The 25,924-nt window shown below is 52.3% G+C and carries 25 protein-coding genes and 1 other RNA gene; 18 read left to right on the forward strand and 8 right to left on the reverse strand.

All coding sequences use genetic code 11. The features are described 5' to 3' along the window. Window positions 1–158: 158 nt before the first annotated feature. Entirely contained in the window at window positions 159–530 is a 372-nt protein-coding gene (locus ABD982_RS03470) for a hypothetical protein (RefSeq protein ID WP_251379059.1), read from the forward strand. Here the strand turns inward: ABD982_RS03470 and ABD982_RS03475 are convergent. After that, complete coding sequence (locus tag ABD982_RS03475) at window positions 490–4,236, reverse strand: FtsK/SpoIIIE domain-containing protein (RefSeq protein WP_345444781.1); 3,747 nt, start codon at window positions 4,234–4,236, stop codon at window positions 490–492. The genes ABD982_RS03470 and ABD982_RS03475 overlap by 41 nt on opposite strands. A gap of 232 nt (window positions 4,237–4,468) precedes the next feature. Between ABD982_RS03475 and glf the strand changes: the two genes are divergently transcribed. The 15 genes from glf (at window position 4,469) to ssrA (ending at window position 17,206) form a co-directional block, all read left to right on the forward strand. After that, window positions 4,469–5,656: a UDP-galactopyranose mutase gene (gene glf / locus ABD982_RS03480; RefSeq protein ID WP_251379057.1), complete on the forward strand. Its 1,188-nt coding sequence runs from the start codon at window positions 4,469–4,471 to the stop codon at window positions 5,654–5,656. An 11-nt stretch (window positions 5,657–5,667) separates the two neighbouring features. After that, complete coding sequence (locus tag ABD982_RS03485) at window positions 5,668–7,695, forward strand: glycosyltransferase (protein WP_345444784.1); 2,028 nt, start codon at window positions 5,668–5,670, stop codon at window positions 7,693–7,695. Next, the gene (locus tag ABD982_RS03490; protein ID WP_251379055.1) at window positions 7,692–8,573 is read left to right on the forward strand and encodes an ABC transporter permease; all 882 of its coding nucleotides are present in this window, start codon (window positions 7,692–7,694) and stop codon (window positions 8,571–8,573) included. Before ABD982_RS03485 ends, ABD982_RS03490 begins: the two co-directional genes overlap by 4 nt. Window positions 8,574–8,579: 6 nt before the next feature. Beyond that, entirely contained in the window at window positions 8,580–9,353 is a 774-nt protein-coding gene (locus ABD982_RS03495) for an ABC transporter ATP-binding protein (RefSeq protein WP_251379054.1), read from the forward strand. Between the two features lie 322 nt (window positions 9,354–9,675). Next, on the forward strand, window positions 9,676–10,926 hold the full coding sequence (locus tag ABD982_RS03500; protein WP_251379053.1) for a TadA family conjugal transfer-associated ATPase: 1,251 nt from the start codon (window positions 9,676–9,678) through the stop codon (window positions 10,924–10,926). Beyond that, window positions 10,923–11,783 (forward strand): type II secretion system F family protein, encoded by an 861-nt coding sequence (locus ABD982_RS03505; protein ID WP_251379052.1) that lies wholly within the window; start codon window positions 10,923–10,925, stop codon window positions 11,781–11,783. Before ABD982_RS03500 ends, ABD982_RS03505 begins: the two co-directional genes overlap by 4 nt. Continuing rightward, window positions 11,780–12,712 (forward strand): type II secretion system F family protein, encoded by a 933-nt coding sequence (locus ABD982_RS03510; protein ID WP_345444788.1) that lies wholly within the window; start codon window positions 11,780–11,782, stop codon window positions 12,710–12,712. Before ABD982_RS03505 ends, ABD982_RS03510 begins: the two co-directional genes overlap by 4 nt. 40 nt (window positions 12,713–12,752) lie before the next feature. Then, the gene (locus ABD982_RS03515; protein ID WP_345445794.1) at window positions 12,753–12,962 is read left to right on the forward strand and encodes a hypothetical protein; all 210 of its coding nucleotides are present in this window, start codon (window positions 12,753–12,755) and stop codon (window positions 12,960–12,962) included. Window positions 12,963–12,966: 4 nt separating this feature from the next. Next, complete coding sequence (locus ABD982_RS03520; RefSeq protein ID WP_251379050.1) at window positions 12,967–13,347, forward strand: TadE/TadG family type IV pilus assembly protein; 381 nt, start codon at window positions 12,967–12,969, stop codon at window positions 13,345–13,347. Between the two features lie 10 nt (window positions 13,348–13,357). Next, entirely contained in the window at window positions 13,358–13,828 is a 471-nt protein-coding gene (locus ABD982_RS03525; RefSeq protein WP_251379049.1) for a hypothetical protein, read from the forward strand. Continuing rightward, window positions 13,828–14,325, forward strand: a complete 498-nt coding sequence (locus ABD982_RS03530; protein WP_345444791.1) for a pilus assembly protein TadG-related protein — start codon at window positions 13,828–13,830, stop codon at window positions 14,323–14,325. Before ABD982_RS03525 ends, ABD982_RS03530 begins: the two co-directional genes overlap by 1 nt. A 93-nt stretch (window positions 14,326–14,418) precedes the next feature. Then, window positions 14,419–15,543 (forward strand): peptide chain release factor 2, encoded by a 1,125-nt coding sequence (gene prfB, locus ABD982_RS03535; protein ID WP_345444793.1) that lies wholly within the window; start codon window positions 14,419–14,421, stop codon window positions 15,541–15,543. Between the two features lie 2 nt (window positions 15,544–15,545). Further along, window positions 15,546–16,034 (forward strand): SsrA-binding protein SmpB, encoded by a 489-nt coding sequence (gene smpB, locus ABD982_RS03540; RefSeq protein WP_345444795.1) that lies wholly within the window; start codon window positions 15,546–15,548, stop codon window positions 16,032–16,034. A gap of 26 nt (window positions 16,035–16,060) precedes the next feature. After that, a complete protein-coding gene (locus ABD982_RS03545) occupies window positions 16,061–16,666 on the forward strand; it encodes a DUF4190 domain-containing protein (protein ID WP_345444797.1) in 606 nt (201 codons plus the stop codon). A gap of 164 nt (window positions 16,667–16,830) precedes the next feature. After that, window positions 16,831–17,206: a transfer-messenger RNA gene (gene ssrA, locus ABD982_RS03550) on the forward strand. Between the two features lie 827 nt (window positions 17,207–18,033). Here ssrA and ABD982_RS03555 read toward each other — a convergent pair. The 7 genes from ABD982_RS03555 to ABD982_RS03580 form a co-directional block, all read right to left on the reverse strand. Beyond that, window positions 18,034–19,023, reverse strand: a complete 990-nt coding sequence (locus ABD982_RS03555; RefSeq protein ID WP_012359994.1) for an IS481-like element IS5564 family transposase — start codon at window positions 19,021–19,023, stop codon at window positions 18,034–18,036. Continuing rightward, window positions 19,023–20,198, reverse strand: coding sequence for a chloramphenicol efflux MFS transporter Cmx (gene cmx / locus ABD982_RS03560; protein ID WP_345444802.1), 1,176 nt, complete (start codon window positions 20,196–20,198; stop codon window positions 19,023–19,025). The genes ABD982_RS03555 and cmx overlap by 1 nt, the downstream gene beginning before the upstream one ends. A gap of 21 nt (window positions 20,199–20,219) precedes the next feature. After that, entirely contained in the window at window positions 20,220–20,273 is a 54-nt protein-coding gene (locus tag ABD982_RS11295) for a chloramphenicol resistance leader peptide (protein WP_011113070.1), read from the reverse strand. Between the two features lie 490 nt (window positions 20,274–20,763). Further along, the gene (gene hisN, locus ABD982_RS03565) at window positions 20,764–21,564 is read right to left on the reverse strand and encodes a histidinol-phosphatase (protein WP_251379043.1); all 801 of its coding nucleotides are present in this window, start codon (window positions 21,562–21,564) and stop codon (window positions 20,764–20,766) included. A gap of 9 nt (window positions 21,565–21,573) precedes the next feature. Continuing rightward, window positions 21,574–22,662: a ribosome small subunit-dependent GTPase A gene (gene rsgA, locus ABD982_RS03570; RefSeq protein WP_345444804.1), complete on the reverse strand. Its 1,089-nt coding sequence runs from the start codon at window positions 22,660–22,662 to the stop codon at window positions 21,574–21,576. Beyond that, window positions 22,662–24,017: a 3-phosphoshikimate 1-carboxyvinyltransferase gene (gene aroA, locus ABD982_RS03575; protein ID WP_345444806.1), complete on the reverse strand. Its 1,356-nt coding sequence runs from the start codon at window positions 24,015–24,017 to the stop codon at window positions 22,662–22,664. The genes rsgA and aroA overlap by 1 nt, the downstream gene beginning before the upstream one ends. A gap of 136 nt (window positions 24,018–24,153) precedes the next feature. After that, on the reverse strand, window positions 24,154–24,687 hold the full coding sequence (locus tag ABD982_RS03580) for a DoxX family protein (RefSeq protein WP_345444808.1): 534 nt from the start codon (window positions 24,685–24,687) through the stop codon (window positions 24,154–24,156). 232 nt (window positions 24,688–24,919) lie between these two features. On the opposite strand from ABD982_RS03580, the gene ABD982_RS03585 reads away from it, so the two are divergent. Further along, the gene (locus tag ABD982_RS03585; RefSeq protein WP_251379039.1) at window positions 24,920–25,555 is read left to right on the forward strand and encodes a sigma-70 family RNA polymerase sigma factor; all 636 of its coding nucleotides are present in this window, start codon (window positions 24,920–24,922) and stop codon (window positions 25,553–25,555) included. A gap of 26 nt (window positions 25,556–25,581) precedes the next feature. After that, window positions 25,582–25,866, forward strand: a complete 285-nt coding sequence (rsrA, locus tag ABD982_RS03590; protein WP_345444811.1) for a mycothiol system anti-sigma-R factor — start codon at window positions 25,582–25,584, stop codon at window positions 25,864–25,866. Window positions 25,867–25,924 lie beyond the last annotated feature (58 nt).

Below are 25,924 nucleotides of genomic sequence, written 5' to 3' on the forward strand. Positions count from 1 at the left end.
GTCTTCAAACAAGGGGGGGAGCGGCGAAAATTGGCACCGACTGCTGAGTGAAATATCACAGGGTGTACCTTGGGGGTGTTTCTGAGTGAGAACTGCCACGAAAGTGCCTTTAGGCTAGTAAAAGTGATATCACAGAATGAAAAGAAAAGGCGCTAATCATGTCTCAGCAACCTTTACCTGCGGCGGTAAAGCTTACCGGTAGCCTTGTGGCGCTGGAGGTGCTAGCTCTGCTCTTTTTTACGGTGAGCGGTGTGATGACAGCGGATGATGTGAGGGGAGCATCAGTCGTAGGCTTATTCTTCCTACTGGTTGCCTTATCTCTGGGTATCGGTGTGGTGGCGCTCTGGAAGCATCGCCCTTTTAGCCGCGCGCTTATTCTGGTATGGCAATTCTTTGGTGTTGTGATTGGAGTTCAAACTGCTTTAAGCGGCGCACCTTTATACGGTGTGCCGGTGGTGCTACTGAGTGGAGCAATTATCATCTTGATGTTTACTCAGCCGCTGCTTCATCATACTCGCCAGTCTTCTTAAAAGCCGCTCTCAGGGGAACGTGAAAAGCAAGAACCGTTCCATGATCGATAAGCACCCCTCGACCGGGCGGAACCTTGCCATCAGTTTTTAGATCCCAGGGTAGGGCCGTTGCTGTGTAAAAGTTCAGATCAGATACGGAGGTGGGTGCTAATACTAGCCCAGTTTCTGTTCCTGACAAAGCTGACAGGATAGGAGAAGTGCTCCATCTGGGCCATGGGGTGTAGGCCACAATAACCTTAGAAAAACTATCTCTTTCTTGAAGGACGAACCTCTGTATCTCTTCGTTGAGAAGATGCAGATTATCAATACAAAGGATGGGAAGATCTTTATAGCCATCACAGCTAGCGATAAGAGCATCCTTAAGCTGCTTCAGTGTCGGTCTCGCTTCACCAGGTAGAAATATAGCTGAATGCTGTTGGTTCATGTCTATCAGGGACCGCAGAAAACTTGTTTTACCGCTTCCCTTCTTCCCAGAAACAGCTATAAAGTTGCTACCCAGCTTGGGCAGAGAGACTGCGGAGCCATTTCTCGTTATTCCGATGCGGAATCCATCTTTTTCAGTAAGCTCAGGTACATCCTTTAGACAGAGGTGAGTAGGGAGTTGGGCCAGTGCTAGCTTTCTAGCGCATTGTTGAATGATTGGGCTAAATTCTGGGTCTGGAAGCGCAAGGCATACCACCCCGTTTTCTGCAGTGTCGCCCACTAACGATTGAATGGCGGTTCCTTCAACAGAAAACTGGCCTTCATGGGGCCGGTTGTATTCTTTGCGGTGGGACCTCAAGGGATCTGTCTCAAGGTAGGAGGCCGAAAAGAGTACGTTAGCGAAAAGTTGCTGGAACTTGCCGCGTGGCAAGGATGAGGCCGTACATATTGTTTTTACAGTACACTGGCCCACTGGAGACAGAAGGTCTAGTATTTGTGTCTCAAAATCTGGGTAACGTGCGAGAGTATCTTGAATTTGATCAAAACAATCTAAAACTAGCAGCACTGGTGACCGTGACGATATAAGTGTTTCTACAGCACCTCGCACAAAATCGATGTCCTTCAGAGAGTAGGCATAGCAGCTGGCAGTGGAGGCTGGAAATCGTATTTTTACCCGATGAATGAACTGTTCTGATGGGGAAAAACAAAAGACAGCTGAACCGTTACTTAGCGCTTGTTCCATCAGCATAAAAACATGCTCATTGCGTTCAATCGGTGATGCAAGGAAAAGCAGGCAGCCATCATCTTCTTTCCACCGCCATTGGTTCTGGATACCCGCATCAGGCACTTCGAGAACGCCAATGTTGAGGCTGAAGGGGGAAGCGCTAACCCTGTATTGCCGGGCACTGAGAGAAGGAGCGATCGGTGCGTAGCTTTTTTCAGCAAAAAATGGCTGCTTAGATAAACCAGAGCACAAGGTAGTTAGCTCTCTATCAGTAAGAGCTTGAGCTGCTTGGCCTAGATCATCATCTGTGCGCTGGTTGTACACCGCTGAAATAGAAATAACCTCGGATTCTGTGGCCCCGTAGTAACCGTTGATGAGCGGTGCTTGAAATTGTATGAGGCGGTTTTCAGAGTCTTTTGCATACCCAGCCCCGGGGGATCGGGCAGGAATCGACGCGGCGTCCTCTGCTGATATGACATTGTAGGAGTCTTGCATGGAACTAACTCTCAAGCAGAAAGCTGTGGCGATATTTGCTCTGATTTCAGCAGACACCGCTCCCTGCGGACGCTGAGTGGCGAGAAAAAGATGGTACCCCAGCGAACGACCTATGGTGGCTATTCGCATAACTTCATTCATGATGATGGGGTGTTGGTCGACCAGCATTTTGAACTCATCGATACAAATCACAACTTCAGGAAAGTCTAGAGTTCTTTCAGCGCCCAAGATCAAAGCACGGTAGTCCGCATGGGAGCTCACTCCAGCTTGATGGAAAGCTTTTTCCCGCTTTTTCAAATCTGCGCGTAAGTATTTTAGGGTACGGGAGAGTTGTGAGATATCGAGATCAGTGAGGGAAGAAACGCAGTGGGGTAGAGCTGTTAGAGGGCCTAGTCCTGCACCCCCCTTAAAATCAATCAGGATAAAGCTTAGGCGGGTGGGCGGGACCTTTAGAGCCATGGACCAGAGCACCGAGCGTAGGAATTGTGACTTACCGGAGCCCGTGGTGCCTGCACACAGAAAGTGGGGACCATGGGTATTTAAACTGTAGGTGAGTGAAGCCCCGGTTTCGGGTTCGATTCCCACAAAGAATTGTAGGTCTTCGATGTCTTGGAGCGGATTCTCAGGGGGAGGGGCAAAATATTCAATGTCGCTAGTTCTCGAAGCAGCAACAGAATGCCCTGACTTGGTCAGGGATTGAATAGGTAGGGAACAAATTAGAGCCCGGTAGGTTGGCTCACTAACGCCATCTAGACTTACTCCTCTATCCAGCAAGTAAACATCATTGGAGGTGGAATCTTCGGCGCTCGAGAGAGAGAAAATTACCGCTTTTTTGGGTAATATGGCGGGCTTTCTTTCACAGATAATAATTCCTGTCGCCCCGGAATCAAGCTTACTCACCACATAGCTTGATGGGTGAGTCAGAAGTGGCTGCACTAATTGATGATATGACCAGCTATCAGCCGTCGTCACTAAAATACTCACGTGACTGCTTGCTGCCAAAAGATGTACAAGAACCAACCGTTGTGTGTGAACTGGAATAGTAGGCATGAGTTCAGCTGCTTGCTCAACGCTAACTATAAAGGGAGCTACATCAACCCATGGAAGGATTGAGAGCTCTCTTTGTGTACTACGTATCTTAGTTTCGCGCTGGTGATGCCCTAGAACTATTTCTTGACCGATTGAATGGGCACTGAACTGTCTAACATTGGCTAGATCACGTGTAGCTGCTTCCATCACAGCATTCCGGGTCTTTCGACTTTCACCACGGTGGGAAATCATGTGCAACGCCATCAACATTGATGAAGCTACCGACATAGCTAGAATCAGCCATAGACCGGTGATGAGAGCTATCGTTAACCCTACGATGAGTGGCATGAGAATCATGGCAACCCGCAGCGCTTTAGGGCGAGGCGCAGGAATTTCTATTTCAACATCGTCAGTATCCCTGAACGAATCGGAGAATGTTGGGGGCTCACCTATTCTAAGGACGCTGTTGCCAATTTTGATGAGAGATTGGGTCTGTATAGTGTGACTCTTTAGCTTTGAGCTGTAGGTAACTCCTGCATGGTCCACCCTCATATAACCTTCAAGTGGGTGCATACTGGGGTCATTGAGAGTGATATCGCAGTTATCTCGGCCGATACTCCACCGCCCTCTTGAAAGGGAGAATATCTTTCTGGAGTCTGGGCCGTGCATAATCTCGGCACTATAGATTGTTGATGCTTTTTCCACAGCACCTTTACCACGATAAGATTCCACGATAGACCCGTTGAATAGGGGAGGCTGCCCAACTAATAACTCCCTGATGGGGGTGCTGGCTACGGCCCACTCATGGGTCTCTGACCCGAAAAATTTTTGTAGCTTTTCTTGCAGGAGGACGCCAGAAACAGTGCCGATGTACCGTAGACGCACAGCGGTGAACTGCTTTTTCGATGGGTTTTCAACCAGCAATCTAATATCCATGCTGTCCATTACATTTCTGGAGAAGTGCCCTATCAAGGGCGTATATCCGTGATGCAACTTTTCACAGTTGATTTTGAGCATGTGGTGATCGATTGCCAAATAATTTCCCCGCTGGCTTTGCTCACCACATTGGCCTGAGTCCCAGACCGGGCAATAATCACATCGACTTCTCAGGCAAATCGATGAGTAATAGACCACCTTTTCAGGTAGCTTTGGATATAACTTTGTTTACCTCAAAGAAGGTAGACACACCGTAGAGCTTCCTCCGTTGTGGGAGACAAATTATAGAGATGACGCTTTCCCAAGCATCATTCGTAAACAAGGAGTATTAGTGAACGCTGATCTTGTAATTGTGGGTTCAGGTCTCTTTGGCCTGACGATTGCTGAACAGGCTGCAACCGAGCTGGGGCTAAAGGTAGCTCTGCTCGACCGACGTCATCACATCGGCGGCAATGCATACAGTGAGAACGAAGAGCGTACTGGCATTGAAGTACATCGCTACGGTGCGCACCTCTTCCATACCTCCAATGAGCGAGTCTGGGAATACGTCAACCGCTTCACTGGTTTCACGAACTACACCCACCGGGTTTACACCAACCACAACGGCATTGTTTACCCCATGCCCATCAATCTGGGCACCATCAATCAGTTTTTCAATGCAGCCTACTCCCCGGCTGAAGCTAAGGCCCTCATTCAAGAGCAGGCGGGAGAGCTGGCAGGAACTGACCCGAAGAACCTCAACGATAAGGGTATTTCCCTCATCGGACGCCCGCTGTACGAAGCGTTCATCAAGCACTACACTGCCAAGCAGTGGCAGACTGACCCCGCTGATTTGCCGGCGTCCATCATCTCTCGTCTACCGGTGCGCTACAACTACGATAACCGCTACTTCAATGACAAGTACGAAGGTCTGCCAGTTGACGGCTACACTGCCTGGCTTGAGCGTATGGCAGCCCATCCTAATATCGAGGTGCACCTCAACACTGACTTCTTTGAAGAAGGTCACGAGTACTCTCGCTCCAAGGTTATCGGCCAGGTACCGGTTATTTATACTGGGCCTGTTGACCGTTACTTTGACTATGCCGAAGGTGACCTGTCCTGGCGCACCATTGATCTTGAAGAAGAAGTTCTCGAGATGGAAGACTTCCAGGGTTGCTCCGTTATGAACTACCCTGATGCTACCTATCCCTATACCCGTATTCATGAGTTCCGTCACTTCCACCCGGAGCGGGACTACACTAAGGATGCCACTGTCATCCACCGTGAGTACTCACGTTTTGCCGAGAAAGGCGATGAACCCTATTACCCCATCAATACCGGTGCTGACCGAGATATGTTGCTGAAGTACCGTGACTTGGCTGCCGGTGAGCAGAACGTACTGTTCGGTGGGCGTTTGGGCACCTATAAATATCTTGATATGCACATGGCTATTGGTGCGGCTCTGTCAATGTTTGACAATAAGCTCCGCCCCCATTTTGAAAAGGGCCAACAAATCGCTTCCGGCGGAATTGACGCTTAAGGTAAGGAAATATGAGCACAACGACTACTACTGAGGTGAGCCCTCAGCGCGTACTTCAACGCGTTATTTTGCCTGAAGCTGTCCAAACTGACGTTATCCCGCTCTATATTGATGGTGGTAACGCTACGGGCGTGCACCTTCCCACACGTCTGGACGGCAATGCCGCTGATACCATCGCTCAAGCAACGGCTGCCCAAGAAAATGTAGCTACAAATTCTGCACTTTCCAAAACTAACCAGCCAGATGTTCTAGGGCGACGCTCAGCTCAGATTTCATCGGGTAAAACGGTGTCTTTTGGAACATATTTCAATGCTTTCCCTGCATCATACTGGCGTCGTTGGACCTCTCTGCAGTCTGTAACTCTTAGGGTTCACACTGAGGGCGAGGGCATGGTAGTTGTCTATAAATCTAACGCTCGAGGAGTAATCCAGCGCGTTGATGCTGCGGTGGTGGCAGGGGCCATGACCTCAGAGTTCGATCTAACTTTGGCGCCCTTTGGCGACGGTGGCTGGTACTGGTTTGACCTTTCCGCAACCAAGAGTGACGTCACCCTGGTCGAGGCGGAGTGGACAGGCGCTATTACCCCTCGCTTAGGAGGTGAAGGCGGCAAAGCTACCGTCCAAATCACCACCATGAACAAAGTCCAGTACTGCATCGATAACATTCGGTCACTGGGCGAGAACCTTGATGCTCTAGGGAGCGTCAAAGAAATTCTTATCGTGGATCAAGGAACTGAAAAGGTTTCTGATCACCCTGATTTTGAAGATGTGGTTGCACCTCTAGCTGGGAAGTTCCGGATTATTAACCAGGGTAACCTTGGTGGGTCCGGCGGCTTCGCTCGGGGCATGTACGAATCAGTTAATAACGGAAGTGACTATGTGTTGCTCCTTGATGATGACGTTGTGGTTGAACCTGAGTCCATCCTGAGAATGATCACTTTTGCCGATTACTGCAAGAACCCCACCATTGTGGGCGGCCATATGTTTGATATGTACGACCGCTCAGTTTTGCATGCTTTTGGCGAGGTAGTTAACCCCTGGCGTACTTTCTACGATCGTCCCCACGAAGACATGTCTTTGGGGCACGACTTGGGAAAGATGAACTTGCGGAGCACCCACTGGATGCACCGCCGTGTCGATGTTGATTACAACGGCTGGTGGATGTGCCTTATCCCCACCGAGATCATCGAGCAGATTGGTCTGTCACTACCCCTATTCCTCAAGTGGGACGACGCTGAATACGGGCTGCGAGCGAAAGAGGCCGGGTTCGCCACCGTCTCCTTCCCCGGTGCTGCTCTGTGGCATGTATCGTGGCAGGATAAAGATGATTCTGTAGGTTGGCAAGCCTACTTTCACGAACGTAACCGTCTCATTACAGCACTGATTCATTCACCCTTCGATAAGGGCGGATCAGTTCTTAGGGAGTCCCTCTTTCTGGATGTCAAGCACGCGCTTTCCATGCAGTATTACACTGAAGAGGGCCGTTTGATGGCAATCGAGGACCTTTTATCGGGTCCTGACCACCTCCATCCTTCACTCAGTGCGCGCCTGCCCGTTATTAGGGGCAAGGTTAAAGATTTCCAGGACGCTCAGCTTAAGACCAATCTGGATGATTATCCCCAGCCTAAGACAAATAAGCCGCCCTTCAAGGGAAGGCGGAATTTCAAGTCACCCGGTTATCAGAAGCTGATTCCCTGGGCTGTTTCTACCGTAGGCCGCCAACTGTTCAAACCGGTGGATGACCTCGCTAAGAAACACCCTCAGATTCAGTTGAATTACTCTGAAAACCGTTGGTGGACTGTTTCTAAGTTTGATTCAGTGCTGGTTACCAATGCTGAAGGCACAGGTATTTTCTGGTATCAGCGCGATCCCCAGCAGCTGCGTGCCAACCTTGCGAGGGCAACGAAGCTTCACGCTCGTATTTACCGCGAGTGGGCGTCCTTGCGCCAGCAGTATCGAGATGCTGCAGCACGCGTTGCTTCCTATGAAGCGTGGCAGGAAACGTTCAATCAGCACACTGAATCTGAGCTTCGTCGATGAGTATTTCAACCCATTCCCCCCTGCTACCCCCCGGTCGTGGCAGGGGGCTAAGGGATGTTCTCAAAAACCGGTACCTTCTCAAACTTCTCGTCGATAAAGAGATTCAGGTTCGCTATCGAGGATCCGTGCTGGGTATCTTATGGTCCTACATTAAACCTGGTGTCCAGTTCGGTGTCTTCTATATCGCCATGGGTCTTTTTCTGGGGCTAGAGCGAGGTATGCAGAATTACGCGATCTACCTGTTCTCAGGAATGATTGTTATCAATTTCTTCTCTGAGGGTTTCAGTAATGGCGCTAAAGCCATGGTTGTAAATGGCGCTCTGATCAAGAAAATCTATCTGCCGCGCGAGCTGTTTTCTGTCTCAACGATTTGGGTAGCACTCATCCATTTTGTTCCGCAGATTCTGGTCTTGCTGATTGCCTGTTTCTTCGCTGGGTGGAGCCCCGATATCAAACAGTTGGGTGCTGCTTTTGTGGGAATGGCTATCATCATGCTATTTTCTGCAGGGCTAGGCCTCATATTCGGAGTTGCTAATGTATTCTTCCGGGATTCTGAAAACATCGTAGATATGCTTCTAATGGTGGCGACCTGGTTCTCGCCGGTTCTCTACTCCTGGACCATGGTGAGGGATACCCTTTACCCGTGGGTGATGACCGTTTATATGCTCAACCCGCTTACGGTTGCTGTAGAGCTGTTTCACTACGCTTTCTGGATTTCAACGCTGAGTGCGGATGCTTTGACTCTACCCACTTCCCATATCCCTCCGAACCTTCTGACCTTCTGGGTGCCGATAGCTCTGCTGATCTCATTGGTGACCCTGTGGATTGGCGATGCACTCTTCCGTAGGCTTGAGGGCAACTTTGCTCAGGAGCTCTGATACAGCGTGAAGATTGAAGAAATGAACCTGCCACCGGTTTCGCCGGACGCCGCAGTGGTGATTCGCGTTGACTCTCTGGTTAAACGTTTTGTGCTCCGCCATACTCGCTCTATGAAGGAAGCCTTTATCTGGCTCATTAAGGGGCGTAAGGGCGACCTGAACGAAAAGTTCAATGCACTGAACGGTGTAACGGTAGACGTGCGCGAGGGGGAGCGGGTAGCTCTACTCGGCTTTAACGGCTCTGGTAAATCAACTCTGCTCAAACTTATCTCTGGAGTAATGCACCCTGATGGGGGAGAAGTGCTGACGCGCGGCCGTATCGCTGGCCTGATCGAGGTTGGTGCGGGCTTCCACCCCGACCTCACTGGACGAGATAACGTCTATCTCAACGCTGCAATTCTCGGCATGGAGAAGGAACAGATTGAGGCTAAGTTTGACCAAATCGTTGAATTCTCAGAAATTGGTGAATTCATTGATACCGAGGTCAAATTTTATTCTTCAGGTATGTACCTGCGATTGGCGTTCGCGGTGGCTGTTCATACCGATCCAGAGATTTTCTTGGTGGATGAAATCCTCGCGGTAGGCGATGAACCCTTCCAGAAAAAATGTATTGGCAAGATTAGAGAGCTGTGTGCAGAAGGCAAGACCCTGGTGGTCGTGAGTCACGACCTTGACTTGGTCTCAAAGATTTGTGACCGCGGCGTGGTTTTGGAGAAGGGGAACCTTAGCTTTGATGGGCATATCGATGACGCTATCAAGATACTACGCGGAGAAATGTAAAGCAGCCGCTACATTCTAGTGAGAGGGCACCCACTGAACATATCGTTCAGTGGGTGCCTTTCTAGAAGCTATGGTCGAAAATTGTGTCAATATGTTACGCATTTATAGTCCTTTGTGTACACCTCTCACCCTGAGTCACCCCAAAATGAGGATAAATCTATTCCTGCTAGTCAAAGGATGGCTACTGGTTAGTAGCTAAATACGTTCTGCTATTTCGTGGAGTAGGTTATCCACAACCCGGTGATTAGGCTTGGATATTCCACCATATCAAAGCTATGTTTGTGCTTATATCTGAGGGTTCGGGAGCTGGGATAAGGGGGGAATGACAGTGTCCGTAATCGAAGCTGAACGTCTGCTTGAGATGGACGTGCGTGACCTAGTGCGTCAGAGCAATATTGATCCCCTGACTCAACCTGATGAGGCCAGAAAACTCATCACCAGAGCTATCGATTCCTACGAACAGAGAATGCTCAGGGGGATTGTTCCTAGAGTCGATAACCTTGTGCCTCTTCACCACGTGCTTTTCGACAGAGTGTGTGGGTTTGGTGAAATCCAAAAGTTTCTTGATGATCCTGATGTTGAAGAAATCTGGATTAATTCACCCACCGAGATATTTGTCGCTCGGGGAGGAGAATCTGAGCTAACCGGTGTCTCTCTGGACGACCAGCAAATTAGAGCGCTAGTTGAGCGAATGCTGAAAACCTCTGGACGCCGTCTGGACCTTAGTACCCCTTTTGTCGATAGCTCCCTGCCTGACGGGTCCAGGTTGCACGTTGTAATCCCCGATATCACCAGGAAGCACTGGTCTGTGAATATCCGGAAGTTCATTGCCAGAGCAACGCGTCTCAACGATCTCGTGAAACTAGGTTCACTCTCGCCAGAGGCTGCTCGCTTTCTTGATGCTGCCATTGCTAGCGGTATTAACGTTCTTGTTTCGGGAGCTACCCAGGCTGGTAAAACCACCATGTTGAACTGTTTAACAGCCTCAATCGGTATGCGTGAACGTGTTGTGACATGTGAGGAGATCTTTGAACTCAAAATACCCTTAAGGGATGTCGTCAATATGCAGTGCAGGCAACCCAACCTTGAGGGACAGGGCGAAATTCCGCTGCGACGTCTTGTGAAAGAAGCATTGCGCATGCGCCCTGACCGCCTTATCATCGGCGAAGTCCGCGAAGCAGAATCCCTTGATATGCTCATTGCTCTCAACTCTGGCTTACCCGGTCTGTGTACTATTCATGCCAACTCTGCCAGGGATGCAATAACAAAAATTTGTACCCTGCCATTGCTCGCCGGTGACAATATCTCATCAGGCTTTGTGGTTCCAACCGTAGCATCATGCTTTGATCTAGTGGTCCACTGTGCCCGTGACCTACAAGGAAAACGGCGAGTAGAGGAAATTGTGGCTGTAGGCAACAGGGTCGAGAACGGAATAATTGAGACTTCGACACTTTTTACCCAGCGTGAGGGCCGCCTCGTGTGTGTTGGCTCAGAAACACCTTCTCAGGATAAATTTAGGAGGGCGGGTTTTTCCCCAGAGACCCTTCTCAGTCACACCGGGGATTCAGCATGATAAGCGTCATTATCGGTTTGATGATGGGAGTTGGATTCCTCTTTATTTGGGTGTCTTTCTGGCAGGAAACACAGAATAAGCCTTTGAAGGTCCGTAAGGCATCCAGCTTGCAGACTATGTTGAGGCAAGCTGACCTTGAGAAGGTATCGGTCAAATTATTCTTCGCAATGTCGCTGGTGGCTGCTCTCTTCCTTACGATCATCGCATTGGCGCTCACAGGCATAGTTCCACTGGCGATCATTTGCGGGGTGATAGGAATCTTTTTACCCCGAACGGTGATACGTTACCGCGCAAAGCGTAGACAAACCGTGTTACGGGATTTGTGGCCAGATGCGGTGGATCATCTCAGGTCTGCTATCAGAGCCGGAATGTCTCTTCCGGAAGCTCTGATGCAACTTCAACACCGCGGCCCGGAACCTCTCAGGCCAGCTTTTGCAGCTTTCGCTTCAGACTATAGAGCTAGTGGTGAGTTTGTTCCTGCACTGGAACGTCTGAAGACGCGGCTCAGTGATCCTACAGCAGATAACATCATCGAAGCTCTTAAAGTAACGCGTGAGGTTGGCGGTACTGATTTAGGCCGACTATTAGGAACGCTGAGTATGTTCCTTCGAGAAAATACCAGAACCCGTTCTGAGCTCGAGGCTCGTCAATCGTGGACGGTCAATGCCGCACGCCTGGCCAGTGTTGCCCCGTGGATAGTCCTAGGTCTTATGGCTACTCAACCCAGTACACTAAAAATCTATAATAGTGTGGCTGGATTTGTAGTTCTATCTGGTGGCCTGCTTATTACGATCTTTGCTTACAGATTGATGATGAGAATAGGTTCACTGCCTGAAGAAAAGCGGGTGCTGGCATGAACCTCGAAGTTATCTTAGGGTTGAGTTTAGCCTGTGGCCTTTGGCTCATTATTCTCAGCACGCTGGTGCACCGAACCGAGGACTTTTCTGAGCGTATTGCCTCTCAACTTCGTGCAGCTGAACTGAGAAAAAATTCGGTGAGTGAGTTCCGCAATTTACCTGAAGGTTTATATGGTGGGTTTACAGCTATGCTGGCACCGGCCATCGAGACAATGTACAAGACCTTGGGTAGGAGTAGCCTAGATACCGCTTCTCTGGAGAAACGTATTGAGCAGTGGGGAGGTGGACTCACCGTCTCTGAGTACCGCGTGCAGCAAGTTCTGTGGAGCATTGGAGCTCTGACCCTGGCACTGTTTTTGGTGGTGATGGGTGCAGTAAGGGGACAGGTAGGAATAATTACCGGTCTGATTCTCGTGCTGCTGGCTGGCGCCTGCGGTTTCCTGGGGAGGGACTACTGGTTGACTCAACAGATTAATAAGCGTGAAAAGGCAATGCTTGCCGAGTTCCCGGCGCTGGCTGAACTGATGGCACTATCGGTAACAGCTGGTGAGTCAGCAATTGGTTCTCTTGAACGGGTGGTGCGTAGCTCAAACGGTGAGCTTTCAAAGGAATTCCGTAAGATTTTAGCCCTGACCCGTTCTGGTGAAAGTCTTCTGAGTGCCTTACAGAGCTTTTCTCGTAGAACTTCCGTCGCAGCTTTATCTCGATTTGTAGATGGTCTCATTGTCGCTATCGAGCGAGGAACACCGTTAGCTGATGTGCTTAGAGCTCAAGCCCAGGACGTCAGGGATCACGCTAAACGAGAGCTGATGGAAACCGCTGGCAAGAAAGAAATCGGCATGATGACACCGGTTGTTTTCCTTATCTTGCCACTCACCGTATTGTTTGCGATGTTTCCAGGTATCTCACTTCTCAATCTAAATTTTTGACCACCTACTCACAGCTATATCGAAAAGAAGGAACCCCGCTATGAAGAATCTTATGAACGAAACCTATCTGAAAGTGATGTTGTCTCTTTTTACCCCGTCTACTTCGAAAGATCACAGCGAACGAGGGGATGTACCTGGCTGGGTCATGATTACCATGATGACCGCGATTCTGGTCGCTGCGATTCTTGTGGTTGCTCAAGATGCGCTCATCGGGATGTTTAATAACGCTATGTCGATGCTGAGCCGCTAAAGATATGGTGCGCGAGGATCTTCAAAAGGGTAACGCTACCGCGGAGTTCGTCATGGTTTCGGCTATGGTGGTCTTACTCTTTCTGGGTGTCCTGCAAATAGCGTTTGCTATGTTCACAAAAAATGTGGTGCAGGATGCTGCCTCGCAAGGCGCTCGATACGGGGCGCTGCTGGATCGACAGCCAGAAGATGGTGGCGCTAGAGCTGTAGAGCTTCTATATAGTGTTCTGCCGGACTCCTACCAAGCAGATGTCACCACAGGAATTACTGACTGGCAGGGCGTACCTGCTGTTGAGGTACGTATTCAAGCACCTGTTCCCTTGCTGGGACCTTTTGGTTTCGTCTCATCCTGGGAGGTGACCGGACATGCCGTGGTTCAGCAGTGACATGCTTAGGGTGAGCAAACGCGCAGAATCTACAGAAGCTAAGAGGCAACCCGATGAATCCTCACCTGCAGGCACGGACCATCACGAGAACGGAAATGCTCTGATTGAGTTTATTGTGCTGGGTACCATGCTAATGTTGCCCACCATGTATTTTCTCATCTCCGTTTTCGCTCTCCAGTCTGGAGCTTTTGCAGCTTCTAATGCTAGTCAGCAATCTCTTCAGTATGTGCAACAAGTTGAACCTAGCCTAAGAGGTCAAGGTGCTGCCCAATCAGTGGCAGAGCGGGCAGCCAGTGACTACGGCGTGGATGCGAGCAAGGTCAGCACTCAGTTCGGATGCGAAGATAGCTGCGCTAACGGCGAGCGTCTAACAGTCAGTGTTTCAATCGAAGTGCAGTTGCCGCTTATACCCTGGCCAGGTGCTCCAACTATTGCAACGATGACTTCTCAAGCTATTAGCTGGGGAGGGCTCTACTCATAATGACTACAGTCCGCTTAAGAGACCGAGCTTTGCTATTAAGCCATCACAATAAACACTCTGTAGACAGCGAGAAGGGCAGTATTCTGTTGCTCATAGTGGGTCTCTGCCTCGTGCTTTTATTAGTAGCCTCCACGGTGGTGGCCGTGAGCTCGGTGTACCTGGAAAGACACCGACTTCAGGCACTGGCCGATCAGAGTGCCAGCGCTGCTGCTCAGCGGGTAGAAGGCATCAGCTCTGCAGGAGCAGGTGAGGCTGTGCCCCGGCTAAACCCGACAACGGTTAACTCAACGGTCCAAACTTTTATCGGGGAGAGTGGTGCAGCATCTGATTTTAATAACCTAATCATTAATCCAGCTACAGGTGTCTCCACCTCCAATACGGCTGTAGTGGTACTCAACTCAACGGCCTATCCGCCCTTGTTGTCGGTAGTGGTTCCTGATGGTGTCCCCATCACCGTTACCGGCAGAGCACGCGTTCAGACCACCCAGCAACAGTAGAGAAAAGCTCCCCGCTGCTCTACTTTCTGCCCTTGAGTAAAACGGCGGTAAGAAACTCACAGAGCTTATAAATTTCAGATAGGCTTAATACCCATGGCATCCATAGACTTTTCAGCTGAAATCAGAGACCTTCGATCAACCTACGCTTCCATCGCAGAGGTAAGCGACATCGAAGGTATGCGCCGTGCCATCGAAGATCTTTCAGAGCAAGCTGGTGCACCTGAGCTTTGGGATGACCCCGAGAACGCCCAAAAAATAACATCATCACTCTCCCATAAACAAGCAGATTTAGCCCGCCTCCTCAAAATTGAAGAAGCCCTGGACGAGCTTGAGATCATGGTTGAGCTCAGTGAAGAAGACAGCGATGCTGAGGCACTTGCAGATGCCGAAAAAGAGCTAAGCACTATTCGTGCCAAGCTGGCTGAGCTTGAAGTACTAACCCTGCTCTCTGGGGAGTACGACCAGCGTGACGCTGTAGTCACAATCCGCGCTGGGGCCGGTGGTGTTGATGCAGCTGACTTCGCTGAAATGCTATTACGGATGTATACCCGCTGGGCTGAACGCAACGGGCTCGAGGTTAATATCTTGGATACCTCCTATGCTGAGGAAGCCGGCCTCAAATCAGCGACTTTCGAGGTCAAAGCACCCTTCGCTTTCGGACGTCTCTCTGTTGAAGCTGGCACACACCGCCTTGTTCGCATCTCGCCTTTCAATAGCCAGGGAAAACGAATGACCAGTTTTGCGGCAGTCGAGGTAATACCCCTCATTGAGCAGACTGACCACGTAGATATCCCTGAGAACGAGTTAAAAATTGATGTGTTTAGGTCATCTGGACCAGGTGGCCAGTCAGTCAACACTACTGACTCAGCGGTTCGCATGACGCATATTCCCACCGGAATAGTTGTCTCGATGCAAAATGAGAAGTCTCAGATACAAAACCGGGCAGCTGCCCTCAGAGTGCTTCAATCACGGCTTTTACTCCTCCAAAAAGAGCAAGAAGACGCCCGGAAGAAAGAACTCGCCGGCGATGTTAAGGCAAGTTGGGGCGATCAAATGCGGTCATACGTACTAAACCCCTACCAGATGGTTAAAGATCTACGCACCAACCATGAAGAAGGCAACCCCAGTGCAGTCTTTGACGGAGGGCTAGATAGTTTTATTGATGCTGGGGTGCGATGGCGAGCTGCTGCACGAGCTGAAAGAAAAGACAAAGAGTAAGAATGGCTAAGAAAAAACCTGTTAAGGCTGACCCAAATAATAGTATGGTCGCCTCCAACCGCAGGGCTCGGCACAATTACAACATCATCGAAACCTGGGAGGCCGGCTTGGTGCTCCTAGGTACAGAGGTCAAATCCTTACGAGATGGTGGAGCATCCCTCACCGATGGTTTCTGCCAGATGTACGGCGATGAACTATGGCTAGAGAATATCCATATCGCAGAATACGGCCGCGGTTCGTGGACCAACCACACAGCCCGCCGCCGGCGTAAACTGCTGTTGCACCGCAGCGAACTTAATAGAATTGCCCAGAAATTACGCGAAAGCGGCTACACAGTTGTGCCGCTCAAGCTTTATTTCACCAACGGTAAGGCCAAGGTAGAAATCGCGCTAGCCACCGGTAAACGCGATTATGATAAGCGCCAAGCGCTTCGTGAGCGGCAGGATAACCTTGAAGCTCACAAGGCTATGCGCTATAAGAATCTCGGTTAAGACCCAACCAAACACTCAAGGAGTAAATGATGACCACCGGAAATAACAACGAAAACCCTTACGGCGACTACGTACCCGGGCAGTACTCTGCTTCAGGAAACAACGATGGTCAGCCTAACTCAACTAGCCAGGCTGGATCCCAGGCAGCTGCTGGCAGCAACCCAACTGACTATTCAACGAATGCCCCTTCCTACAACGGAGCTCAGCAGCAAGCCTACAACCAGCCTGCTACTGACTACTCACAGGGCTACCAGCAGCCAACCTACGGAGCTAACGGTTACACCACTTACCAGCAGCCCAAGCCGAAGGGGCTGGCTATCGCAGCGCTAGTGCTCGGTATCCTTGCCTTCCTCAGCGGCTGGATGCTGATTGGCGGTATTTTTGGTCTAGTTGGTCTAATCCTGGGCATCGTTGCTCTGGTGAAAGCTAACAAGGGTCAGGCTGATGGTAAGGGAATGGCTATTACCGGCATCGTCCTCAGCACACTGGGTCTTCTCGCTGCCATCGTTATGGGAATACTCTTTGGATGGGCAGGCGGAGCTGCTTTGGAATGCGCTGATTATTCTAATGATCAGGTTGCGTTAGAGCAGTGCATCAATCAGCAGATGGGAATCAGCACCTCCGATAACTAAGCCTGGGTGTTTCTCAAACGACTCACTTGTCCTCTACCTTTACACGGGTAGAGGACAAGTGTAAACTGGGGTATCCGAGTAATGACGAGCTGGCATTTTTATACGAGAACATCGTTAGAGGCTGCTAGGTAACGTTTTATTCGGGTTCTTTGATAAAAGAATATGGGGATGATCGGTTTCGACGATGTGAGTTGAAATGGATGAAGCGTGCCGAGGATGCAGAGTTATCTCGTTAACGCCCTCTGCAAAAAAATAAGTGCAGAATCTAAGCGCACTGACTTCGCACTCGCTGCCTAATTAACCCAGCGATGCAGTCTGGTAGCCTGAGCATGCCTTTGGCTCAGTCACTACCATCAGTTTAAAAGGCCACTGCTGTTTGCCCAGTTCACAGGGGTAAACGGGACTTTTATGTGAATAGGTTAGGCCCTGTAAGTGTTTGCGCAAGCAGGGTAGCTGAAAATACCGCTTTCACAAACTGCGCACGGAGAAGACCCGTTGACGCCACATCGGACCGGGGTTCGATTCCCCGCATCTCCACAGACCGCCCTCTGGCCCTTGAAGTATAGGGTCAGGGGGCTTTTTGTGTCTAAAAGACACAGATAGGCTGAGAGAGCCTCGAACAGTGAAAACCCGGGGTTGGTCTAGCTATCACTCTCGTTTGCTTCCTGAACCCCAGGGCGCCTATTAAGGCCCAAGATCTCGTCCATGGTTTTGACGAGTGCTCTCATCAATCGTCTCAGGGGAGGGGGGAGAGAGAGACATCTCGATAGGCAAGCACTTGATAAGTAGATTTGATGAGTTTGGTCAGCAACGTATTAAAAAAATCTGCTCTTGGTCACTGCCGGTTCTTCGTTGAGAGCGCTGAGAACTCTTAAGGCGAGCCGTGAAGCACGCTTTCTTACCGCTGACCCGCTAATAGCACTAACCCTACCCCCGGTTATGGCATGCCCAAACGGGCCCTATTTGCCGCTGGTGCAATCGAACCGGACTCCTCATAAGGCCTCTGATCCTTGGGTGAACTGATAATCTAACCTATAGAGACTTAGAGAACACATTAGAGTGGAAAGCAGGAAGCCGTGCCCCAGATTCAGCAGCCACCAAGAGCCCCCATGGCTGGGGCGTCCGGCGTCCAGCCGTACCCTGAGCCACCACAGGCTGCCCCCTATGACCTTTCTACCCCAGGTGAGCCTGAAGCCTACCGGGTTCCAGTAGCCTACCGCCGACCTTACGGCCAAATAACCCGCGATAAGCGCGGGCGCGCTTACTTCACCGCATTCATGTCAGTCATGTGCGCCGCTGCCGCCTATATGACAGTTTTGCTTGCTGGCGGCTTGGCACTGCTGGCTACGATTCCCGCAGTCACAGCCCTAGTTGTGATGTCCAGGGACGTTGTTGAGTCGGTCGAAGGGTACGCCGCCAATCGCAGAGTGGTGTCGGTGGTGGTTGTAGAAGTGGAGCCAGCCGGGCAGCGCCAGGCGTCGTTCGGCCTCTGAACCGTAAAACCTGGCATAGGCCCAGCCGTCCCCGAGCGTGCGGTGGAATCGCTCGATCTTCCCGTTCGTCTGCGGCCGGTAGGGGCGTGTCCGCTTGTGTCGGATGCCGAGCCGAGCGCAGAAGTCCCTCCATGCGTGGGATCTGTATGCCGACCCGTTGTCGGATAGGACTCGCTCGACGGTCACGCCTCGTTCGGCGAACCAGGCCACGGCGCGTTCGAGAACTCCCACCGCTGTGCTCGCCTGCTCATCCGACCAGATTTCTGCGTATGCGACGCGGGAGTGGTCATCGATGACTGTGTGAACGAACGCCGTCCCGGTGCGCGGCTTGTGATCTTTTCCTCGTGGTAATCCCGGAGTCGCGAGCTTGTTCCGTGCGCCTTGCTGCCGACCTACGTAACGATGTCCACCGCCGTCGGGGATGTTGCCGAACTTCGTGACATCGACATGAATCAACGATCCCGGATGAGGATGCTCATATCGCCGCAATGGCTCGCCAGTGACACGATCGATATGCGAGAGGCGGTTCACGCGGCAACGGACGAGGACCGCGTGAACAGTCGACGTCGAGAGACCAAGTCGCGCAGCGATCTGGGCTGGCCCCAGTCGAAGCCGCCAGCGCAGGTTGATGATCTTCTTCTTGACATGCTCGGGCGTCCTGCCTGGGATCCGGTGCGGCTTGCTGGAGCGATCCTGCATCCCAAACTCACCCTCTTCCCGGTAGCGGCCTGCCCATTTCCGGGCAGTGATCGGGGAGACCATGAACATCTTTGCGGCGATCGTGGCCGGATAGCCGTCTTCGACAATCAGCCGAGCTAACCGGAGACGGGCACGAGGAGTGAGAAGAGCGTTCGGATGGGTCATCAATTGGCCTCCGCCGCGGTCTTCGTAAGCGCGCGTCTGGTGAGAAGCATGATGACGAGAGCGATCGCTGTCAGCACCGAAGCGACCCAAACCGGCGCGAGCAGCCCCAGCCCGGTCGCGAGCCCGAGCGCACCAAGCACGGGCCCCGCTGCAGCTCCGATATTCAATGCTGCGGTTGCGTACGAACCGCCCATCGTTGGCGCACCCGATGCTGCATACAGCACACGCGTGATCAGAGTACTGCCGACGCCGAACGACAGGAATCCCTGAACGAGGACGAGGACGATAAGCGCAACGGGATGAGATGCGACCACTGCCAACACGATCCAGCCTGTCAGCAATAGCGGTCCGCCGACTGCGAGCACGAGGCCAGGTCGTTGATCTGATAGTCGTCCTGCGATCGTGACGCCAAGGAACGATCCGATGCCGAACATCACCAGCGCGACGGACACCCACTCTTCGGCCAAGCCCGCGGTCTCGGTCACGATGGGTGCCAGGAAGGTGAATGCCGCAAAGGTCCCTCCGTTGATCAGCGCTCCGAGTGCCATGGCCAGGATGAGCCGCGGCGTCGCCAACTGGCTGAGCTCGACACGGAGCCTTGGTGAGGTCGCGCTAGTCTCGCTCCGACCAACATTGTTCGTGACGCCACGAATGACTCCAACGGCCGCGGGAATACAGAGGATGGCGATCGCCCAGAACGTCGTTCGCCAGCCCAGCGCTGTGCCGAGCAGTGCCCCGGCGGGGACGCCCACGACGGTTGCGATCGTCGTGCCGGAGAGCAGGATCGACAGTGCACGCCCCTTCTGGTTCGCTGGCACGAGGGTAGTGGCCGTGCTCAGTGCTACGGCGAGGAATCCTGCGTTTGCGAGAGCGCTGAGCACCCGGGTGATGAGCAGGAGAGAGAACACTGGTGTCATCGCTCCGATGACGTGGCTTCCCGCGAACACGAGAAGGCAAACGATCAATGTGAGCCGCGGTGGCCAACGGCGAGCGAATGCCGCCATCACTGGCGCGCCGACGACCATACCGACTGCGAATGCGGAGGTCAGCAGGCCCGCAGTGCCGACCGAGACGTCAAGTTCGGTCGCGATCGCGGGGAGCAATCCCGCGAGCATGAATTCTGAAGTGCCCATGACGAAGACCGCCAGGGCAAGCATGTAAAGGGCAAAAGGCATCGAGTACTCCGAGGTGTGAGATCAAGAAATGGTTCTTCTTGTCACCACGGCCAGCGCCCCGGGTACGCCAGACATACGCCCACACAGATCGTGGGCGTCGTAACTAGTGGTTCAAGGGGCTGGCGGTGTGACCGACAACCCCTGACCTGTCTGATTCGGGACTCGACATGCCCCAAACTCTAACATGCCTTCAATTTCAATGGCAAGCGGTCTGGACAGATACTTCTTGAATCGGCACGGTGTCATTACGGGCGGGGGCCAGAACAACGTCCCTGGACATCACACCTAGTGCTTGGAATTTTAGCCCTGCGGCAAAAGTCAGCTAGTCAAAGAACACAGTTCACCGGCAGAACAAACGGAATGGCCTGGGGCGGTATCATCGCCGGAGCTCTTTGTATACCTTTAGCCATTGGCATGCTGCTGGTGACCTCTTGGTTCATGAGAGTCGCCGAGCAAGCTAACTGCGAAGTCTTATATTTAGGTAATGAAGAGGCAATCGCAGAATGCGTCGCTGAGAATGCTTAATAAAGAAACTGCCGGAGTTGATGACCCCGGGAGTTTTCTTTTAACCCATGGTTTTTTCAGTCCCTAGATAGTTCAGAACCTCCTGGTGAAGTTTGCCGTTAGAAGCCAGTGCGTTGCCACCGTGAGGCCCTTCTACACCTGCTAGAGAGGTAAAACTGCCGCCTGCCTCTTTAATAATGGGCACAAGAGCAGCCATATCGTGAAGGTTGAGCTCTGGCTCAGCAGCGAAGTCAACAGAACCTTCAGCGACCATGCAGTAGGACCAGAAATCTCCGTAGGCGCGGGTCCTCCACACCTGATCGGTAAGGTCGATAAAGCTGTCCCGCAGACCCAGTTCTTTCCACCCGCTGAGCGATGAATAAGAAAAAGAGGAATCCTCCAGTCGGTTAACCGCTGACACGCTAATACGTTTTGCCTTGGCAAGTGAGCGGCCGGTGTAGGCCCCCGTGCCCTCTGCAGCCCACCAACGTCGTTGCAATGCCGGCGCTGAAACCACACCTACTACCGGTTTACCGTGCTCCAGCAGAGCAATAAGGGTAGCCCAGACCGGGACGCCGCGTACAAAGTTTTTGGTTCCGTCAATGGGGTCGATAACCCACTGACGGGGGGAGGTGCCGGTGGAACCAAATTCTTCGCCTAACACTGAATCACGGGTGCGTACCCGTGAGAGCTGGGAGCGGATGAGCTGCTCGGCTTCACGGTCAGCGTCTGTAACGGGGGTGAGGTCTGGCTTAGTCTCCACAGTGAAATCGTGGGCGTTGAATTTAGTCAGGGTCAGCCGATCAACGGTATCCGCCATAATGTGCGCCAGGCGCAAGTCATCGGTGTAATTAGTATTCATAGTTGCTCGTTAATGTTCTAAATTGCCAAGTTCTTTTTCTGTATCGCCTTCTTGCTCATCTACCCGTAGTAGTTTGCGAAGCGACTCGAGGCGTTCGGCACCGGCTTCCCCCGCCTGCCCAGCCTCTACGTATGCTTGAAGGCCACAGTTGGGGGCGGTAAGGGAGTGGGTGCAGCCCTTTGGGCAGTCTAACGCGCCGGGGGCTAGGTCGCTAAAAGCTGCGACTAGGTTTTCTACGGGAACGTGAGCCAGCCCGAAGGATCGGATCCCGGGAGTATCGATAATCCAGGTGCCAGCTTTGCTGTCACGGGGCTGCAAAGCCAGGGCTGAAGAGGAAGTATGCCGCCCCCTACCCGTCACAGCGTTGACGTGCCCCGTAGCTCGCTCAGCGCCAGTCAGGGCATTGACAAGGGTTGATTTACCCACACCTGAGTGGCCCAGAAGCACCGAGACTGAACCGTCCAAAATGGTGTGGAGCTGCTCAACCAGAGACACATCGAGCCCCTCTGAACCCTGTTCACTGGGTGCCCTGCCGTCCGCAGCCTTTGATAGCAGGATGGTCAGATCGACATTCCGGTAGTAATCTAGCAGCCATTGGGGGTGCTTGAGATCAGTTTTGGTGATACAGAGAATGGGCTTAAGACCGGAATCAAAGGCTGCGACCAGGGATCGGTCGATGAACCCTGTGCGCGGCTCAGGATTTTCGGCGGCTACTACGATAACCAAGTAGTCAGCGTTGGCGACGACAACACGCTCGACCGGATCAGTATCGTCGGCACTTCGGCGAAGGAGGTTAGTGCGCTCTTCGATGCGGATGAGGCGGGCGAGTGTATCGGGCTTGCCGCTGATATCTCCTACGAGACCAACCTTGTCTCCCGCCACGATAGGGGAGCGGCGTAGCTCTTTGGCTCTGACCGCTGTTACTGAGCGTTCCTGGGCGGTACCTTCATCTACCACTGCGGTGTAACGGCCCCGATCTACGGTGATAATTCTGCCGATGGTGGCTTCTTTATAGGCTGGTCGGTCTTTAGTGCGGGGGCGTGAGCCCTTTTTGTTGGGGCGAATTTTGACATCGCTTTCATCCCAGTGCTGGCGCATTACTGAGCCCCCTTCCACTGGTCCAGCATGTTCTGCCATAAGTGAGTAAACCCCGGTAGCGTCTTGGCTGTGGTCTCTACATTTTCCACCACGACGTCGGGAACCTGCAGCCCGATAATGGCTGCTGCGGTCGCCATACGGTGGTCATCGTAGGTTCTGAAGAAATCACCGTGTTCTACCGGTGCCTCAATTCGAATGCCGTCAGCAGTTTCTTGAGCCTGACCGCCAAGCCTATTAATCTCTTGGGTAAGAGCGGCTAGGCGATCTGTCTCGTGGCCTCGAAGGTGGGCAATACCCGAAAGGACGCTGGGGGTGCTGGCCAGGGCGCAGATAGCGGCAACGGTCGGCGCTAATTCACCGGCTTCTGATAAATCCCAGTTCAGGCCGGGGTACTGGGAGGAGGCTCCCGCAGCAGGGCCGGTCACCCTTAGCTCTCCAGCCTCGAGGGATACTGCGGCACCAAAGGCCGGGAGAATCTCAAGCCAGTCATTACCGCCCTGAGTTGTTTCAAGCGGCCAGCGGGGGATGATAACTGTATTACCGCTAACTACGGCAGCTGCCAGAAAGGGCCCAGCATTCGAAAGGTCAGGTTCTATCGTCACCTCAAAGCCAGGGAACCGTGAGGCTGCAACCTGCCAGGTGTTCTGCCCATCGTAAGAAACGTCAATACCTACCTGGCGCATGGTCTCGAGAGTCATCTCGACATGCGGCATAGAAGGAATGGGTGAGCCTATATGGCGAAGGGTCAGCCCGTTTTCAAAACGGCAGGCCGCGAGCAAGACCGCAGAAGCGAACTGAGATGAAGCGGAAGCATCGATTTCTAGCTCGCTAGCAACAATCAAACCATCACTGATAACCGTAAAAGGGAGGGCACCTACACCGGCATCTTCCACCTGGGCGCCCAGGGCACGAAGTGAGTCGATAACGGGACCCATAGGACGCTGACGGGCATGGGGGTCACCGTCGAAAGCAAAAGAGCCTGAAAGCAACGCCGCAACCGGTGGAACGAACCGCATCACGGTTCCTGCCAGACCCACATCAATTGAAACCGAACGTTCTGGAGCTGAAAAATCAATGGGATGAACCCTAAGATCAGGTCCAAAAGAGGAGTTCGTTGGAATCTCTTCGAATCTGGCACCAAGCTGGGTAAGAGCCTGAACCATGAGCTGTGAATCCCGAGAATGCAGGGGGGCGTGAATCAGGGAAGGGGTTTCCGCTAGAGCGGCTAGAAGCAGATAGCGGTTGGTGAGGGACTTAGATCCGGGAATTTCCACCAGAGCTGAGGCATCCGCGGCTCCACTCAGAGTTGGTGCTCCCCAGTCGCCAGATGCCATCGCTGAATTATTCACGCTCACTACGCCAATACCTGCTTCCGTTCTACATTGTTTCACAGTGTACTCACCATTTTAGGGCCCCTCGATAGACAGTCGAAAACCCCGCACCGATAGGGTGCGGGGTTTCTCGAACTATGAATGCCTAGAAAAACTTGCTCTAGGAGGCAAAGAGATTCTCAACCTTCTTGTGGGCATCGTTGCTGGCGTCCTTAACGTCACCAGCCAGCTGCGATGATTTCTTAGCGACCTGCTGACCTAGCTTGTTGGCACGCCAGGCAAGTGAGGGGTTGCCATCGGTGTCTACTGAAGCAATAGCTACAGCACCTAGCAACGATGCGTTACGGACGGTTGACTGGCGGCGGGCTGACTTCTGCTCTGTTGTCTGAGCCTCAGAAGCCTGATGCTCAACGTAGGCATTGATTGCGCCAGTAACGAGCAGGACAGTCGATGAGAAACGCGGTAGCTTACCGAGGGCAAATAGAGCGCCAGCTACAACCTGTGAACCTGCTAAAGCCTGACCGACTAGCTTCTCCTGGCCTTCTAGCGCACGAAGCTGAGGTGCAGCCTTGCTCGCTAGGCCGATTGCCTTGGACAGATGCTTAGTTGAATCTGGGTCACGCAAACGTTCCACCCCTGAAACAATAAAGCTTGAAGCCAACATAGGGCGGGCCAAACGGCGTACTAGTGACATGAGTTCCTCCTCATTAGAATGCTTTTCCCTCGCGCGGGAATCGGCAGTTTCTACCTATCACTAAGCTTACATAATAAATACTTCTCAACGGTGCGCTCTGCGCAACATCTACTGAAAAACTGTGCCTGGGAATAAAAGCTAACCGCTGTATCTTGAACCCTATAGGACGTTCGTGCCACAGTGTCATCACCGGTAGAGTTAGAAATCAGCGAAAGAAGACAATTGGAGGGCAATGACCACCACAACCTCACCCGTGGCAGGTAAACCTGAAGCTGCGGAAGGTGCCTCCGGCGCCGCACCGGAGACCGACGCTGAACGAAAGCTACGTTTTGAGCGCGAAGCATTGCAATACGTAGACCAACTCTACGCTGCAGCCCTGCGCATGGCCCGTAACCCCGCGGACGCTGAAGACCTGGTGCAAGAGGCCTATATGAAAGCCTTTTCAGCCTTCCACCAGTACAAGCCCGGAACCAACTTAAAAGCCTGGCTTTACCGTATTCTGACGAATACTTACATCAATGTCTACCGCAAGCGGCAACGTGAACCGCAGCAAGCGAATACTGACACTGTAGAAGATTGGCAGTTGGCTCAAGCGGGCGCACACGATTCCAAGGGGCTAGAATCAGCCGAGACAGAGGCCCTGTCACACCTACCTGACTCCAATATTAAAGAGGCTCTGCAAGCCATTCCAGAGGATTTCCGCATGGCGGTCTACTACTCAGATGTTGAAGGGTTCTCCTACAAGGAAATCTCAGAAATCATGGACACCCCTATCGGAACGGTGATGTCCAGGCTTCACCGGGGGCGTAAGCTCCTGCGAGATTTGTTGTCCGACTATGCTACTGACCGCGGTATCACGGGTATATAAAAAAGACAAAAGGAAAGGAGATTCGCATGAATGAAACCCTCCCCAGCACCGCAGACAATCCCTGCGCTGAACGACTCGCCAGTATCTACGAATACCTTGATGACCCCATCAGCTGTCAGGATCTGGAAGAGTTACAAGCGCACCTGGCCGAATGTAGCCACTGCGCTAAAGAATATGATCTTGAGTGCATTATCCGGCAAGCGATACGCCGAACCTGCACAGAGACAGCTCCCACCAGCCTTACCTCGAAAATTCGAGCTCGCATAGATGAGCTTCACTCTGAAGGTCACCACGAGCACCCTAGCGCTTAGGCGCACGAGGTAAATCTACCCATGAAAAGGGCCCTCACCGAAGTGAGGGCCCTTTTTA

The organism is Rothia endophytica, from assembly GCF_039543885.1.
Lineage (GTDB): Bacteria > Actinomycetota > Actinomycetes > Actinomycetales > Micrococcaceae > Rothia > Rothia endophytica.